This is a genomic window from Streptomyces sp. NPDC002851, from assembly GCF_053591935.1.
In genome coordinates, this window is record NZ_JBSFUT010000064.1 from 12,475 (window position 1) to 28,179 (window position 15,705).

General features: G+C 67.4%; 13 protein-coding genes and 2 pseudogenes. 2 read left to right on the plus strand and 13 right to left on the minus strand.

The window, feature by feature from the left end:
* Positions 1-36: 36 nt before the first annotated feature.
* The 9 genes and pseudogenes from ACWD10_RS37050 to ACWD10_RS37090 all read right to left on the minus strand — a co-directional run bounded on the left by ACWD10_RS37050 (position 37) and on the right by ACWD10_RS37090 (position 9,091).
* Positions 37-1,323: an aromatic ring-hydroxylating oxygenase subunit alpha gene (locus tag ACWD10_RS37050; RefSeq protein WP_451098118.1), complete on the minus strand. Its 1,287-nt coding sequence runs from the start codon at positions 1,321-1,323 to the stop codon at positions 37-39.
* A gap of 33 nt (positions 1,324-1,356) precedes the next feature.
* Positions 1,357-1,911, minus strand: a complete 555-nt coding sequence (locus ACWD10_RS37055; RefSeq protein WP_451098119.1) for an aromatic-ring-hydroxylating dioxygenase subunit beta — start codon at positions 1,909-1,911, stop codon at positions 1,357-1,359.
* Positions 1,908-2,648, minus strand: coding sequence for an alpha/beta fold hydrolase (locus ACWD10_RS37060; RefSeq protein WP_451098120.1), 741 nt, complete (start codon positions 2,646-2,648; stop codon positions 1,908-1,910). The genes ACWD10_RS37055 and ACWD10_RS37060 overlap by 4 nt, the downstream gene beginning before the upstream one ends.
* A pseudogene (locus ACWD10_RS37065) lies at positions 2,645-2,866 on the minus strand (tautomerase family protein); the annotation flags it as partial. The pseudogene ACWD10_RS37065 and the gene ACWD10_RS37060, both read right to left, overlap by 4 nt.
* Before the next feature lie 24 nt (positions 2,867-2,890).
* Positions 2,891-3,688, minus strand: a complete 798-nt coding sequence (locus ACWD10_RS37070) for a 2-keto-4-pentenoate hydratase (RefSeq protein ID WP_451098121.1) — start codon at positions 3,686-3,688, stop codon at positions 2,891-2,893.
* A complete protein-coding gene (locus ACWD10_RS37075) occupies positions 3,685-4,467 on the minus strand; it encodes a 2-keto-4-pentenoate hydratase (protein ID WP_451098122.1) in 783 nt (260 codons plus the stop codon). The genes ACWD10_RS37070 and ACWD10_RS37075 overlap by 4 nt, the downstream gene beginning before the upstream one ends.
* A 235-nt stretch (positions 4,468-4,702) precedes the next feature.
* Positions 4,703-5,971: an MFS transporter gene (locus ACWD10_RS37080; RefSeq protein ID WP_451098123.1), complete on the minus strand. Its 1,269-nt coding sequence runs from the start codon at positions 5,969-5,971 to the stop codon at positions 4,703-4,705.
* Between the two features lie 360 nt (positions 5,972-6,331).
* Positions 6,332-7,330, minus strand: a complete 999-nt coding sequence (locus ACWD10_RS37085; protein ID WP_451098124.1) for an NAD(P)/FAD-dependent oxidoreductase — start codon at positions 7,328-7,330, stop codon at positions 6,332-6,334.
* 303 nt (positions 7,331-7,633) lie between these two features.
* Entirely contained in the window at positions 7,634-9,091 is a 1,458-nt protein-coding gene (locus tag ACWD10_RS37090; RefSeq protein WP_451098125.1) for an aldehyde dehydrogenase, read from the minus strand.
* Between the two features lie 526 nt (positions 9,092-9,617).
* Between ACWD10_RS37090 and ACWD10_RS37095 the strand changes: the two genes are divergently transcribed.
* The gene (locus ACWD10_RS37095) at positions 9,618-10,352 is read left to right on the plus strand and encodes a 2-keto-4-pentenoate hydratase (protein ID WP_451098126.1); all 735 of its coding nucleotides are present in this window, start codon (positions 9,618-9,620) and stop codon (positions 10,350-10,352) included.
* Between the two features lie 86 nt (positions 10,353-10,438).
* Here the strand turns inward: ACWD10_RS37095 and ACWD10_RS37100 are convergent, their stop codons facing one another.
* From ACWD10_RS37100 to ACWD10_RS37110, 3 genes are all read right to left on the minus strand, one after another.
* Positions 10,439-11,371, minus strand: coding sequence for an IclR family transcriptional regulator (locus ACWD10_RS37100; protein ID WP_451098127.1), 933 nt, complete (start codon positions 11,369-11,371; stop codon positions 10,439-10,441).
* Positions 11,372-11,442: 71 nt separating this feature from the next.
* Positions 11,443-12,411 (minus strand): amidohydrolase family protein, encoded by a 969-nt coding sequence (locus tag ACWD10_RS37105; RefSeq protein ID WP_451098128.1) that lies wholly within the window; start codon positions 12,409-12,411, stop codon positions 11,443-11,445.
* A complete protein-coding gene (locus ACWD10_RS37110) occupies positions 12,408-12,746 on the minus strand; it encodes an indolepyruvate ferredoxin oxidoreductase subunit alpha (protein WP_451098129.1) in 339 nt (112 codons plus the stop codon). Before ACWD10_RS37110 ends, ACWD10_RS37105 begins: the two co-directional genes overlap by 4 nt.
* A gap of 694 nt (positions 12,747-13,440) precedes the next feature.
* Between ACWD10_RS37110 and ACWD10_RS37115 the strand changes: the two genes are divergently transcribed.
* Positions 13,441-15,519 carry an ATP-binding SpoIIE family protein phosphatase gene (locus ACWD10_RS37115; RefSeq protein WP_451098130.1) on the plus strand — a complete coding sequence of 693 codons (2,079 nt, stop codon included), beginning with the start codon at positions 13,441-13,443 and terminating at the stop codon, positions 15,517-15,519.
* 24 nt (positions 15,520-15,543) lie between these two features.
* Here ACWD10_RS37115 and ACWD10_RS37120 read toward each other — a convergent pair.
* Positions 15,544-15,705: pseudogene (locus ACWD10_RS37120) on the minus strand (IS5/IS1182 family transposase); the annotation flags it as partial.

Below are 15,705 nucleotides of genomic sequence, written 5' to 3' on the forward strand. Positions count from 1 at the left end.
GGCCCGGCTTCGTGTGGGGGGTGCGGGGCGCGGGCGTCAGTCCAGCAGTGACTGCCAGCGGCGCCAGAACGCGCGCATCTGCAGTTCGTCACTGGCCACGCTTGGCTGTCCGGAGTGCTCGCGGTGCATGCCGCGAGAGATGTCCGACCAGGTCACGTCGGGGGCGGTGCGCAGTCCGGCCTGGCATGCCTCACAGGCTTCGAGGTCGTCGGGGGTGGCCAGGCCTGCGGGGCCTTGGAAGGTGATGTAGCTGTCCAGACGCCGCGCGCGCAGGTCCGGGTCCTCGCCGGCGGTCGCCAGGGACCACTGATAGATCTTGGTGTGCCCCGCCGATGTGGGTGTGATCGTGCGGATCACGACCCCCATGATGTCGTTGATGATCAGGTTCGGGAACACCAGCAGGTTGCGGTCGGTGAGTCCGATCATCTGTGCCCGCTCAGGACCGTAACGGTCCACCAGCTCCTGGTACTTCGCCTCGATCTGCGGGCGGTTGTGCTCGCCGAGTGCGGGGGCCCAGCGGGCAACCGGGCGGGCCCAGGGGCCGTGTACGCAGATGATGGCGTGGCCGTTGCCCAGGTCAAGGGCCTCGGTGGTGTCGTTACGGTCGAGAGTCTTGCCCTCGCGCTCCTCCAGGTAGGTGAAGTACGTCTTGTGCAACGGCAGCAGGTGGTAACCGTCCAGACTGTTCTCCACGAACAGCTTCCAGTTGGCGTCCATGGAGTACTCGTGAGCACCGGGCACGACCTCCAGTTCGTCCGCCTGATCGGCGACGAGGTCGATGTAGTCGGCGGCACCGGCCAGGTATGTCTTGAGGTCGGCCGCGTCGGGGTCGAAGCAGGCGAAGTAGAACCCGCGGTAGCTGTCGACCTTGGGCGCCGAGAGCAGCCCCATGGCAGCCCGGTCGAAGTGCTCGCCGTAACCCTCGTCACCGGGCACGCCGTTGAGCGCCCCCGTGCTGTTGTATGTCCAAGCGTGGTAGAAGCAGCTCATGCCGCGCGCGTTGCCCTCGGGTACCCGGCACACCAAGGCGCCCCGGTGGCGGCAGGTGTTGTACAGCACGCGCCGGACGCCGTCGTGCCCGTGCCAAAAGATCAACGGCCGGTTGCCGACGTCGCGGGCCTTGAAGTCGCCGGGCTTCGCAATCTCCGACTCGTGGCCGACGTAGAGCCAGCACCGGGCGAATATGGATGCCATCTCCCGCTCGTGGACGGCCTCGTCGACCAATGTTGTCCGGTCGATGCGGAAGGTACCGGCTGCGACGTCTTCGACCACCCACTCCTTCGCGGACGTGGTGTGTGGATCAAAATCGTGGATCTTGGTCATGGTCGACGCCTCCCTTGGCGAGGACTGGGCAGGTCAGAGCAGCACACTGAGCTGACCACCCGCTGATTCGATGCTGTGGTCGAGGGCCACCCGGCGGCGTGTGATCAGCCAGGGCCAATCACCCTCGGCCGTGGGCACGAGCAGATGCTCGTACACACCGACGTAGCGGTCGACGACTCCGCCGCGAACGCGGGTGACCTGGAAGACACTGCGCACCTCGAGCCCGTCCGGGGTCTGCCAGACGCGAACATTGGTGATGTGGCGTCGGGTGCGGGAGCGGGGGCTCTCGGCGTGGGCGTGCTTGCTCTTGAGCCGTTCGACGCGGCCGGCAAGGGTGTTCATGGTGTCGTGCACCAGGTGCAGGGTGGTCGCCGGATCGTCGCTGAGATCTTCCGGGGTAGGGATCAGGTAGATGGCGTCCGGGTGGAACAGGGACAGCCATTCCTCGAGGCGCCACTCGTCCAGCAACGCGGCCTCGTCGAAGAGGAACTGCGCTACGGCGCCGATGGTGACGTGGTCGCGCACCCTGGCGGTGTCGGCCAGAGCGGTGCGTCCGATCACCGGAGACGTAAGGCCGTTGGGGATCATCTTGTCAACTCCTCCGTCGGGAGCCGGGGTTCGCCGCTCGACTGATCGGTCGCCAGAAGTACGGCAAGGTCGGCGGGTCGAGACCAGAAGGGGGAATGGGACGTGTGCAGGCGGTTGATGCGCGCGCCGAAGCGGTCGATGGCCGCCAGGCGGCCCCAGTCGCCGGAGACCGCCCTGTCCTCCTCGCACACGATGTACCGCGTCGGCGAGGGGACTTCCCCGGTCCAGGGGGTCTTTTCACTCAGGACGGTGGCGGCCTGTGGCCGCAGCCGGGAGGCAGCGTCGGCTGCGTCGCCTGGTGTGCAATCGTGGTAGAAGAGGTCCGCGGCGAGATCCGGTGGCCAGAGGCTGCGGCCCTCGTCGTCCTTGAGCTGATGGGGCAGGAACTCGCTGTAGAAGTCGTCGCTCATCGGCCGGGAGGCGGCCAGCTGGTCGCGCCAGCTGGCACCCACGAGCGGCAACAGGCAGGACAGCAGCACCAGTTCGCGGACCGGCCGCCGCTCGGCGTAGACGGGGGCGATCAAGCCGGCCATCGAGTGCGCGACCAGGACGGTTGAGCGTGGGTCGTCGACGCAGCTGTCGATGGCCCGCAGATAGGTCTCACTGTCGGCGGCCAGGTCGTCCGACGGCAGTTCCACCGCGACGGCACGGTGACCTCGTGCCCGAAGCTCGGGTAGGACGCGGTCCCAGCACCATGCCCCGTGCCAGGCTCCGTGCACGAGGACGAACGTGCTCATGACGCGGCCGGGTCGGCGGCCGCGGCGGCCTGCTTGTCGGCCAGGATCGTGCCCCCGGCCATGACTGCGGTCGCCTCGACCTCCACGACCCACACCCGTACCGCCGCCTCCGGGGTGCCAGTCGCACGCGCGGCGGCCGCGGACACCTCGCGCAGCAGCTCCCGCTTCTGGTCTTCGCTGCGGCCCCTGGCCATGGTGATCTGGATGAATGGCATTGATTCAGTCCTTTCAGAAGGTCACGGTCACCGGGCGCGCACGCTGACGCTGCCCAGGTGGCTGAAGTCCGCGCTGACGCAGTCGCCGGACCGCAGCGGCACCGCGGCGGTCAGGCCTCCCGACAGCACGAGCCAGCCGGGCTTGAGCGAGGCTCCACGCCGACCGGCGGCGTTGGCCATCCATGCCACGGCCTGCGCAGGGTCACCGCAGACTGCGGCGCCGGCTGCGGCGTCCACCTGCTTGCCGTTGACCTCCAGCACGCAGCCAAGGAGGGACAGGTCCTTGGGCGGTTCCACGAACTCGGAGCCGAGCACGAACAGGGCGGAGGAGGCGTTGTCGCTGACCGCGTCCTGGAGGGTGAACTTGAACCCCTGGTAGCGGCTGTCGATGATCTCCAGGCCGGCGCAGACCGACGCGGTGGCGTCGAGGACGTCGCCGGCAGTGATGCCCGGCCCGGCCAGCTCATCCTTGAGCACGAAGACGATCTCCGGCTCGACCCGGGGGTGCATCAGTGTGGACAGGTCCACCGCGGTGGCGCCGTCATGGAGCATGGCCGAGGTGACGAACGCGTACAGGGGGTTGTCCACGCCCATGTTGATCTGCTTGGCGCGCGAGGTCAGGCCGAGTTTGCCACCGATAACCGGCTCGCCCCGCTCCTCCTTGATACGCAGTACCTCGTCCTGCACGCGGTAGGCGTCTTCGACGCTCAGTTCCACGTCCTGGCTCAGCGGCAGGATTTCCGTGCGCTCATCCTCGGCCTCGATCAGGCGGGCGGCCAGGCCGCGTACGTCCACGGTGGTCGTCTTGTCGTGCGACTTACTCATGCGAACACCACTCCAACTGAACCGACCTGTCCGAAGTCCGCACGTACGTGGTCTCCGGGAGAGACGGGCAGGGCCCGGGTACAGCTACCGGGGAGCACGACGGCCCCTTCCTCGAGGGTGACTCCGAACTCTCCGAGCTTGTTGGCCAGCCAGGCAACTGCCGAGACGGGGTTACCCAACGCGGCGCCGGTGGCGCCGGTTTCGGCGATCTCGCCGTTGCGGCGCAGCACTACGCCCAGCAGCCGTGGATCGATGTCGCGCACATCGGTGGCCGTTCCGCCAAGGACGACACGGGCCGAGGAGGCGTTGTCCGCGATGGAGTCGGACACCGTGATCTCCCAGTCCTGGATCCGGGAGTCGATGATTTCCAGGCTGGGTGTGACGAACGCGGTGGCCCGCAGCACGTCGGCCACGGTCACGCCCGGCCCGCTTAGCGGCCGATCGAGCACGAAGGCGAGTTCGGGCTCCACGCGAGGCGCGAGCAGGCTGCCCGCGGCGATCTCGGTGCCCTCGAGGACGAACATGTCGTCAAGCAGGACTCCGTAGTCGGGTTCGGAGACCCCGAACTGCTCGCGCATGACGCTGGCGGTCAGACCGACCTTGTGACCACGTACCCGAGCGCCGCCGACAACGCGCTCGGCGATGACCGCGCGCTGCACCTCGTAGGCACCCGGGATGTCGAGACCGTGGTAAGCCTGGGTGAGCGGCTTGATGGGCTCACGGTCTCGCTCGGCCGCGGTGAGCCGACGCGCGGCTTCCTGTAGCTGGTTCTTATGCATGCTCGGAGTCTCTCCAGGGCTGTGAACAGGAACAATGAAGTCGGTCCGCCGGGTGGACCGGTGCCGAAAAGAGCGGACCAGTGCCGGATACATGCGGCGTGGCACTGCGGCCCGGCCTTGGCTCCACGGGCCGAACCGGCGGCAGGCCCAAGGCCGGGCCATGCAATCAGGACGAGCCCTCAGTTGCGCTGTCCGGTCGCAGACCGCCCTCGGACGGGATGACCGCCACGCGCGCTCAGGCCGTGCGCACGCCGAACTCCTCCTCACGGGTCTCCGGTAGCAGCACCACGCAGCCCAGGCTGATCAGACACAGGGCGCTCACATACACGCCCAGGACCAGCGGGGACTCCCATACGGTGGTCAGCCAGGAGGCCACCAGCGGCGCGAAGCCGCCCCCGAGGGTGTTCGCGAGAATGAAGGCGGCGGACGCACCCGTGTAGCGCAGCCTCGCCGGGAAAAGCTCGGCCATGAAAGCCGCCATCGGCGAGAACATCATGATCTGCAGTACCTGCCCGATGACGAACGCCCCGGTGATCAGCCAGATGTTACGGGTGCTCAACGAGCCGAACATGGGCAAAGCCCAGGCCCCGGCCCCGATCGTCCCGCAGAGCATGACGGGCCGCCGACCCACTCGGTCCGCCCAGCGCGCGAACGGCACCATGGCCAGTGCAGCGGCGACGGCGCCCGCACTGACCGCGGCCAGGATCGACCGCTGTGGGATGCCCAGCGTGGTGGGGGCATAGGACAGCGTGTAAACGATGGCGAGGTAGTACATCGCAGAGCCGCCGACCGCGGAGCCGATGGCGAGCAGTAGCCGTTTCGGGTACCGGCGCAGCAGCACGCCCAGCGGGAACCGGGCGGTGGGAGCGGTTCGCTCTGCGGCGGCGAACTGCGGCGACTCCTCGACCCGGCCACGCACCCACAGACCCACGATCACCAGCACCGCGCTGATCAGGAACGGGATCCGCCAAGCCCATGCCTGAAACTGCTCCATGCCGACGATGTCGATCAGAGGGATCAGCACGGCACTGGAGAGCAGGAACCCCAACAGCGGCCCCATCTGCGGGATCGAGGCGAAGAAGGCCCGCTTGCTCGGTGGGGCGTGCTCGGCCGCGAGCAGCACAGCACCGCCCCATTCCCCGCCGAGGCTGACCCCCTGGAGGATGCGGCACACCACGAGCAGTACGGGCGCCGTCACGCCGACGGACGCGTAGGTGGGCAGCAGCCCGACCGCCACAGTTGCCGTGCCCATCAGCAGCAGCGCCGCCACCAGCGCGGGCTTGCGCCCTGCCCGGTCGCCCAGGGTGCCGAAGAGTATGACGCCCAGTGGGCGTGCCAGGAACGCGGCCGCGAAGGTGAGGAATGCCGCAAGAGTGGAGGCGGTGGCACTGCCGGCGGGGAAGAACAGCGGCCCGAGGACCAGCGCAGCCGCCGTTCCGTAGACTGCGAAGTCGTAGTACTCGATGGTGGTGCCGATCAGGCTTGCCAGGGCCACCCTGCTCATGGGGCGCTTCCCCGCCAAGGTGGTCGCTGAGACAGTGTCGGGCAGGATGGCTGCGCCGTCGGAATTGGCAGTGTCAGACATCGTGTTGGTCTCCTCCGGACTGGCAGAACGGGTGCGGCGGACAGACAGAACGGGTGCGGCGGGACAGGCAGAGCGGGCACACCTGGCGGGCCGGCCGGAGTCATGCGGGAATCCGTGGCCCGTGCAACTTTCGTGTCACCGGTCCTCAGCGAGGATCAGTCAGGCTGCCCGCTCGGTTTTCAGGGGGTCAGAGGACGGTGAAGGCGGTACCGCCAGGTGCCAGTGCCGCAAGCGGCGTGTCAGACACCCGGGTGCTGCCATGTGTCGGAACAGCCCGGGCTAACAGGGCTGGTCGGTGGAATGCCCCGGGAAGAGCGAGGCCGCGGGATTGATCAGCGTCATGGCGTTGTTCACGGCGGTGGCTGCTTCACCGAAGCCGACGGCGATCAGCCGTACCTTGCCCGGATACTCGGTCACGTCACCTGCGGCGAAGACTCCGGGGAGGCTGGTCGCCATGGTGGTGTCGGCCAGGATGTGGCGGTCCCGCAGCGCAATGCCCCACTCAGCGAGGGGGCCCAGGTCGGCGATGAAACCGAGGGCAGCGACCAGGGTCTGACATTTCAACTGGCGTTCGTTGCCCTGCTTGTCGGAGACGCGCACGCTCTCCAGCGTGTGGCTGCCACCGGCCTCCACGATCTCGTGATCCACCAGTACCTCGATGGAAGGGGATGCCATCATCCGGGCCACGCTGTGCTCGTGGGCGCGGAAGCGGCCGCGCCGGTGGACCAGGGTGACCGACCTGGCCACCCCCTCGAGCACCAGGGCCCAGTCCACGGCGCTGTCGCCACCCCCGACGATGACGACGTCCTGGTCGGCCAAGTCCTGTGGCCGCGGCACGAAGTACAGCAGGCCGCGGCCTGCGTACGGGGTGCAGGCCGGCAGTTCGCGCGGGGTGAACGTGCCCACTCCTGCGGTGAGAATCACGGCGCGGCAGGTGAGGCGCTCGCCCGCCGAGGTGGCAAGCGTCAGAACTCCGTCGTCCTTCCGGTGCAGTTCGGTTGCCTGCTGCCCGAGCAGGTACAGCGGGTCGAACGGCGCGGCCTGGCGCACCAGACCGTCGATGAGGTCCCGGCCGCGCACCGAGGGGAATCCGGCGATGTCGTAGATGGGCTTCTCCGGATACATCGCCATGACCTGCCCGCCCGGCTGCGGGAGCGAGTCGATCACGGCCACGCGCAGTCCGCGGAATCCTCCGTAGTAGGCCGCGAACAGTCCAGCGGGGCCTGCGCCAACAATCACGAGATCCACTTCGTGGTCCCGGTTGGATGGGTCAGCCATCGCTCACTCCTTGCTTCGTTGGTGGTTACGTCAGAGTTCCGAGCAGGTGTCGACCGGGACAACAAGATCGGTTCACTCGGTGGGCCATTGCCGCCGGGCCGCTGTTCTCGCCAGGCCAGCTCCTGTGCCGTGCCTCGTGCGGACGGAGCACGGGTCACGCGGCCAGAGCACGGGCCGTGCGGCCCGCTTTCCACAGCGCCGGCCGCATGGCACGTGGCCGCTTTGATGTGCCTGGCCAGGCTGGAGCGGGCTGCGGAGCGCCTGAGGGAGAGGCAGAGCTCCGCAGACCCAACTTCCTTGCTGTCAGTGGAAGATGGACTTCGTCTGCTGGTACTGGGCCAAGGCCTGCGGTCCCAGTTCGCGGCCGATACCGCTGTGCTTCACGCCGCCGAACGGCGCTCCCGGGTCCGGGAGGTAGCCGTTTATCCCCACAGAACCCGTGCGCATGCGGCGGGCGACAGCGTGCGCACGCTCGGGGGTGGAACTCCAGACGGTGCCCGCCAGGCCGTATTCGGAGTCGTTGGCCAGGTGGACGGCCTCGTCCTCGTCGTCGTACGGAATGACGCACAGCACCGGCCCGAAGATCTCCTCCTGGGCCACAGGGCTGTGGTTGTCGACATCGGCGAAGACTGTCGGTTCGACGAACCAGCCCTTGCCGAGCCCGGACGGGCGGCCGCCGCCCACGACAAGGCGAGCACCGTCGGCCTGTGCCTGCCGCATGGAGCTTTCCACGCGATCACGCTGGGCCTGGCTGACCACGGGACCCACCTGGGTGTCCTCATCGAGCGCGTCCCCGATGCGCAGCGAGGAAGCGAGCCCGGCGAAGGCGTCGACCACCTCCGCGTACCGCGAACGTGGGGCCAGAATGCGGGTGCTGAGGAAGCAGGTCTGGCCGTTGTTCAACAGCGTGTCCTGGAACAGCCGTTCGCCCATGACGGACAGGTCCAGGTCGGCGTCATCGAGGATGATCGCGGCTGACTTCCCGCCCAGTTCGAGCGTGAGCGGACGCAGCCGCGGCGCACAGATCTCGGCGAGGCGCCGCCCCACAGCGGTGGAACCGGTGAAGGCCACTTTGTCGACGCCCGGGTGCCCCACGAGGTATGCGGTGGTGTCCGCCAGGGCAGGGAGCAGGTTGAGTACGCCGGGCGGCAGACCGGCTTCCGCGGCAGCGTCCATCAGGAGGTAAGCGTCGAGGATGGTGCTGGGTGAGGGCTTGAGGATCACGGTGCAGCCTGCGGCCAGCGCCGGCGCGTACTTGGTCGCGGCAAGGCTCTGCGGGAAGTTCGACGGCGGTATCGCCGCGACCACGCCGATCGGTTCCATACGTACCGTGGTGGTACCGGCGACCACGTGCGGGCGGCTCTCCTCGAACGGTGCGGTGCGCGCCAGTTCGGCGTAGTACCGCACGATTGACCCGGTCAGCCCCGACTCGAGCTGACGCGAGGCGACGATTGGCATCCCGTTCTGGGAGGAGACGGCTCGGGAGATGGCCTCGCCACGGCGATGCAGCCCGTCGGCCAGCCGATCAAGGGCAGCGGCGCGCCGCTGGGGCTCCCAGTGAGCCCACCCGTCGGGCGCGTCGAAAGCGGCGCGTGCCGCCGCGACGGCGGCGTCCGCATCCGCCGGCCCGGCCGCCGCGACCGTACCCAGGACCTCCTCGGTGCTGGCCGAGAGCAACGTGATCCGCTGCGGTTGATGCTCGGCGCTCAGGGGCGATGCCCAGCGACCGCCCAGGTAAAGCGACTCCGTTTTGTTCACCACAGGGCTCTTCTCCTGAGAACGGCGGGCGCGGCGGTGCGCCCGCGTGGCCGCCGACAGCGTCCCGTGCCGCCGGCCGGGGTTGGGGTGCGGTGATCGCGCTGAGGGCACAGGCATGGGGGCCGGTTGCCGTGGACGGCGAGAGGATCCCCAACTTCGTTCCCTCGGGCGTTCAGGGGGCGCGCGACGTCGGAGGCCGTTGCCCGGACGATGTGCGTCGCGCACGTGGCTTCGGTGCCGCGCGCTCCACACCCTCGGCGCCGGCTTTAGACAGAACAAGGTCATCGGTTCACTGCCCGGACCACACGTCTTCCGGTTGCCAAGGCCGGTGAGCAGGCTGGACGTGCCGTCCCCAGCGGGGCGAAGGGCAAGTGAAGGAGAGACAGTGAACGCCATGGCTTCCGCAGGACATACGACACCCTCGGCGGACGTTCTCCCGGCAGTCCGGAGAGCTCGCGACGAGGGCTGGGCCGCGGAATGGGCGTCGTGGCTCTTGGCGGCCCGCCGCCGACGCACACTGCTGGATCCCTTGTCCGACAAGGAACCACTCGATCTGCACGATGCCTATCGGATCCAGCACCAGGTGAACCAGAGCCGGCTGCGAGCAGGCGACCGGCCCGCCGGCTTCAAGCTCGGATACACCTCCAAGCCGATGCGGGAACAGATGGGCGTCACCGCCCCCAACTACGGTCTGCTCACGGACCGGATGCTGCTGCCCAACGACAACACGACAGACCCCGCCCTGCTGCAGCCCCGAGTCGAGCCGGAGGTCGGGCTCGTGCTCAGCCGGCCGCTGGCCGGCCGGGTCACCCGCCATGAGGCACTGAGAGCGGTGAAGTATGGGGCAGCCTGCCTAGAGGTGGTCGACTCCGTCTGGGCCGATTACCGGTTCACAGCCGAGGACAACACGGCGGACGGATCGTCGGCGGCACAAGTCGTCGTCGGCCCGCTTCTGCCGGTCCTGCCGCACGGTCTGGTGCACACCGGCGTCGTCCTGTACCGCAATGGCGCGGCAGTGGCGAGTTCAGCGGCCGCAGCCGCCTCTGGCAATCCGATCGACTCTCTCGTATGGCTCGTGCACCAACTCCACGAGGAAGGCGCCGGGGTGGAGGCGGGCATGCTGGTGATCACCGGTGGGCTGACCTCGGCTGTGGAACTGGCTCCCGGTGATGCGGTCGAAGCGGAGTTCCAGCCCGGATGCAGGGTTGGTGTCCGGCGTCCGGCCCACACGCGCAACGCGACGCGCGCAGAAACTACGGGCTGATCTCCACGCCTATGCGCCGGCCGCCGCCGGTCCGGGCAGGGCCTCCGTTTGCCGGCAGAGGTCCTGGCCGGACCGGGCTGCCCGGCTCACTCGGTCGCAGTGCCGGGCTTCCGCCATTCCTCCGCCCGCCGCTGGTGTCGGCGTGGCAGCGCCTGGAGAGTGGCGTGCGTGTTGATGACACGGGCTAGGGCGAGGGTGGTGGCGCGTACGGCGGTCGCAAGCCGTGGCAGTCCCATACGGTACGAGGCGCCGGTGATCGACAGGGCGACGATGGGCAGCCCTTCCGGGTTGAGTACCGGCGCGGCGACGCAAGAGACCTCCGGATGGCCTTCCTCTCGGTCATAGGCGACGCCGCAGTCGCGGATCTGCTGGAGCTCCTTGCGGAACACGCGGGGGTCGGTGATGGTGCGCGGGGTGCGTTGAGGCAGTCCTGCGGCCAGGACGCGCTCGACGATGGCGTCGCAGCTGAAGGCGACGATGGCTTTCCCGAGCCCGCTGCAGTGAGCAGGAAAGCGTTCGCCGACGCCCGAGGGGGCTTTATAGCTGCGGTGCCCTGTGAGTTTCTCCAGATACACGATTTCGGTTCCATCCAGCACTGCCATTTGAACGATCTCGTGACTGATCTCGTATAGATCTTCCATGTACGGCAGTGCCAGGTTGCGCAGGAGCCGGGAAACCTGCACGCTGTGCCCGAGTTCGAAGGTACGAAATCCCAGGCGGTAGCCGTAGGCGCCGCGGTCGAGCAGCCTGCGCTCGACGAGCTCGGTGGCCAGTCGGTGCACGGTGGCTTTCTTGAGGCCGGTCCGCCGGGATAGTTCGCTGAGTCCCACCTCGCCGGGCTCCGCTGCCACCTCGTCCAAGATGGCCATGACGCGTCCGATGACGGACCGGTCTTCTTCTTGGCCACTGACTCTCATGGCTGTCACTCCCTCTCGGGCCGTGCAGAGGTATTGGACCTGCCCGGCCCCGCTCAGCCACCGCAGATGGGCCTCGGCGGCTGAGCGGCGTTGCCCGATCATATGTAGGTACGCGGCGCCGGGCCATAGGTGTCGGGCTCGAACCGGTGGAGATCTGGTAAGTCAGGGATGGATCAAAGGCCGAGCAGGCGCGCGGCGTTTCCCCACCGAATGGATTCGATCGTGACAGAGCTCAAGCTGGAGAAATGGTCAAGAAGCGTCACGGGATCATGGTTCATGAACGGTTTGTCGGATCCGACGACGACCCGGCTGGCCCCGACGCTGTCGATCAGCAGGTTCAGCAAGGGAGCGGAGAAAACGAGCAGGTCATAGAAAATCCTGCGTGCGTAATCGGCGGGGTCGTGCGGCATCAGGATACGGGCACGTTCGTAGTTCTTCGCGATGAATCGCAGCCTGGGCAGGAGGCTGACCAGCGAGCCGCCACCATGTGAGGCCAGAAGTTTCAGATCGCTGAAGCGTTCCAGATGACCTTCGGCGATCAGGCCACCGAGAGCCTGGCCGATCTCGTTGGGAAACGTCACACCGTTCCCCGCCATGGGATCGGAGAAGGTGACGATCCCCGGCGGATGGAAGGCGTGGATGAAAACCACCAACCCCAGCCGGGCTGCTTCGTCGAAGAAGTCGACGTAACGCTCGTCATGGAGCGCCACGCCCGCGATGTTGCTTCCGATCTCCACTCCTGGCAGCCCGAGCGCCGCGATCTTCGCCAGCTGATCGCAGGCAACAGCCGGATCCTGCATTGCAACGATGCCGAAACCGCGGAAGGCATGCGGGAATTTGTTCACCCCGGCGGCGATCCACTCATTCACCGACGCGCAATAGTCGGCCGCCGCCTCCGGCGCACTCCAATAGGAGAAGAGTTCCGGCATGGGAGAGAGCACCTGCATATGATGCGGAGCCAATTGCGCGGCGCGATACTCAAGGTCGTAGGCCGCTCGGGTCACCGTGCGAAATACGCGGCCGCCGATCAGTACTTCGGCCTTGTCTTCGCCCCGCTCCACCAGAGTGGGCCAGCGCTCGTCGTTGTCTGGCGCCTGTATACCCGACGGGACGATGTGCGTGTGTGTATCGATGATCCTCATACCCGGCTCCCCTGTGCGGCGACCTTAGGGGTGTCGATGCCGATGGCGCCGGTGCGCCGCGAGCCTCCGGGGTTACCGAGGGCCTCGTCACGACCCGGGAGGGGCTCGGCGAAGAACGTGGCATTGTCCGCCACCCACTCAGCATTGGGAGTTCCGCGCAGTGTGGAGGAGATGGCTTCCACGGGGCAGACCGTCTCGCACGCGCCGCAGTCAATGCACTCCGCAGGATTGATGTAGAGCTTCCTGTCGCCCTGGTAAATGCAGTCCACTGGACATTCCTCGGTGCAGGACTTGTCCATCTCGTCCACGCATGGCTCACCAATATAGAATGGCATGATACTTCTCCTTGGCTGTCCGGCCACGGCTCGAAAGACATAGGGCCGGAATATCAGGGCGCGGTACCGAAAAGGCCACGCAAGACGGACCGCGCACGGCCGCAGATTCGCTTGCCGACGCATTTTCTGCTGGATCTGGGAATCTACGGGACTGACAAGATCTACCGGGCACGGACCACTCGGCGGCACGCACCAGGGGTGGTGGCACAACCTCCGTCTGCAGTCCGGCTTGACCGGTCGACTCCGGCGGCTCGTCCGGGACGACCGTGAGCAGGACGGCAGTCATGTCGCACGGATTGCGGCTCCATCGCCCACTCCTTCGGCCGGGGCTCAGTCCACGCCTACCTTCAGTGAGACCGTCGTGGGGCGGCAATCGCATCGGTCCATTCAACGGTCCAGGCAGGCAGTTCGCTGCGTGGCCGCAACGCGCGCATAATGAGTGGGGCATCAACATCAAGTGGTGCCGCACCGGGCTGGCGTGGATGCATCACAATACGCGCCGATAGTCGTAAAGGTGTGAGGTGGCGTGAGCACCGGGATCGAGGCAGTGCCAGCCTCCGGACGACCGGGGCGACCCAGGTCGTCTCGTGATTTGGCCCTTGCTTCGGCACTACTGGACCTCAAAAGTCGGCTTTCCGCTATCTCCTACGCTGCCTACCTGCCAGTGGCAGGTAGGCCGGCCTTGGGGGTGGCCATGGCCGTGGACACCCCGTGCGGCTTCACCATTCCCTCGGAGCTGGATCTTGCCGATATGCGGCTGCCGACCGCCCGGGCGTACGAAACCGGTGATCTCGTTGTGGCTGAAGCCACCGAGCTGCGGGAGCTGACCCGCCAGGTACCGGCACACTTTTTGCACAACCCATTTCCGATGGCGGTGGCCTCCATCCCGCTCGTTGCGGGAGGGCGGTCTTTTGGCTGCTTGAGCGTGCGCTGGTCGCGCACCCAAGCACCCGCCCCCGTCGCCCCGGACGACCTGCTGCACCTGCGGAAAGTGGCCAGGGAACTCGCGGACCGATTGCAGCACCTTGCCGAGACAGGGCTGTCGATGGAGGCCCCGTCCATACCTGTGTTCATTCCGCCGACCCCGATGGGGCAGCACGAGACCGGCTCCACGCCGCCCGCCGACCAGCTCGACAGGGGCGTCACCAGCACCACGTTTCTCTACCAACTCAGGCGTCTGTCCACGGAACTGACTGCCGCAGTGCAGGTACGTGACGTCCTCACCGCCGCACAAACCCAGATCATGGCGCCACTCGGGGCGAGTGCGCTGATGCTCTGCCGCGTCCAAGACGGACGTCTGCGCGTCGTCGGCTCCACCGGGTTCTCCCGTGACGAGGTCGGCAGCCTGGACGGTACGCCATTGTCGCGCTCAACTCCGGAGACCGACACTGTCACCCGCGTCGAAGCACGGCTGCATCTGCCGGGCAACGCATCCGCCCGCACAGACGACCTCCGTACCGCCGTCGGCCCCGGTCGGCGCCCGCGGGACTACCTGCCTCTCATCGCCAACGGCCGGCCCATCGGCTGCTGCATCCTGGAGTTCCCGGCGCATTGGCGCCGCTTCCCAACGGATGAGGAAATTGCCTTGGCCGCCCTCATGCTGGGGCAGATCGGCCAGACCTTGGAACGCGTCTACGCTCACGAGGCAGAGCACGCCTTCGCCCGAACCATGCAGCAAAGCCTGCTGCCACCGAGGCTCCCCCTCAGGCCGGAGACCGTGGTGACATCCCGTTACCTCCCGGCCACCGAGGGAGCAGCGGTAGGCGGTGACTGGTACGACGTCGTTCCGCTACCCGACGGCGGGATCGGCTTCGCCATCGGAGACGTCGAAGGCCACAGTGCCGAGGCAGCCGGCGTGATGGGCCATCTCCGCAGCGCGGTCCAGGCCTATGCCACCGAAGGTCACGAGCCTGCGACCACCCTCGAGCGCGTCGACAGGTTGCTGCGCATCCTCGGCGCCTCCCAGTACGCTACCTGCTGCTGCCTATGGCTCGACCCCGCTACCGGTGTCGCCAAGGTCGCCACCGCCGGACATCCATTGCCCCTGGTCAGTCCTGCTCCGGGTAAGCTCACGGCCCTCGACGTGCCCATCGGCCCTCCACTGGGACTGGGGACCGGCCACCACTACGAGCAGCGGGAGATCATTCTGGAACCCGGCAGTGTCACGGCCCTGTTCACCGACGGCCTTCTCGACACACGAGTCCTTGGCCCCGACGACGCACTGGCCGGGCTGGCAGCCACGCTGCTCGGCAGCGGCCGGGAGAACATGGAAATGCTAGCCGACCATCTGATTAGCGATCGCCAGTCCCAGAAAACACTGGACGACGACCTGGCCCTGTTGCTGATGAGATACGACGGCTTGCGACCGGGCCGGCAGCAGGACGTCGCCCGGTTGTCCGTACAGCGATACGACCTCCATGCCGTGGCCTCGGTGCGTCACCACCTGAACGACCTGCTCAGACGTTGGAAAGCCGAATCGCTTCTGGACGACCTGCAACTCATGCTCTCCGAAGTGGTCACCAACGCGCTCATCCACGCCCAGAGCGACGTCGACATCCGATTGCGGCGCCATGTGGACGGTATCCGCGTGGAGGTGCAGGACAGCAGCGCGCAGCCTCCGGTCCCCGGTGTGATCGTTGGCGACGAGGCCATGAATGCAGAGGCCGAGTCCGGGCGCGGCTTGCTCATCGTCGACGCGCTGGCCACGGCGTGGGGCAGTTCGCCCGCTGGGCGGGGAAAAACCACCTGGATCGAGCTGACCCTGCCCAAGTAGAGCCCCTAGGCCGTTTCTCTCGGATCATGGTGCGGCCCAGAGGAAGATGGCGGCGATGTGGAGTCCGGCCTGGTAGATGGTGGCGGTCTTGTCGAAGCGGGTGGCGATCCCGCGCCACTGCTTGAGCCGGTTGATGCACCGCTCGACCGTGTTGCGTTGCCGGTAGGCGTCGCGGTCGAACCCAGG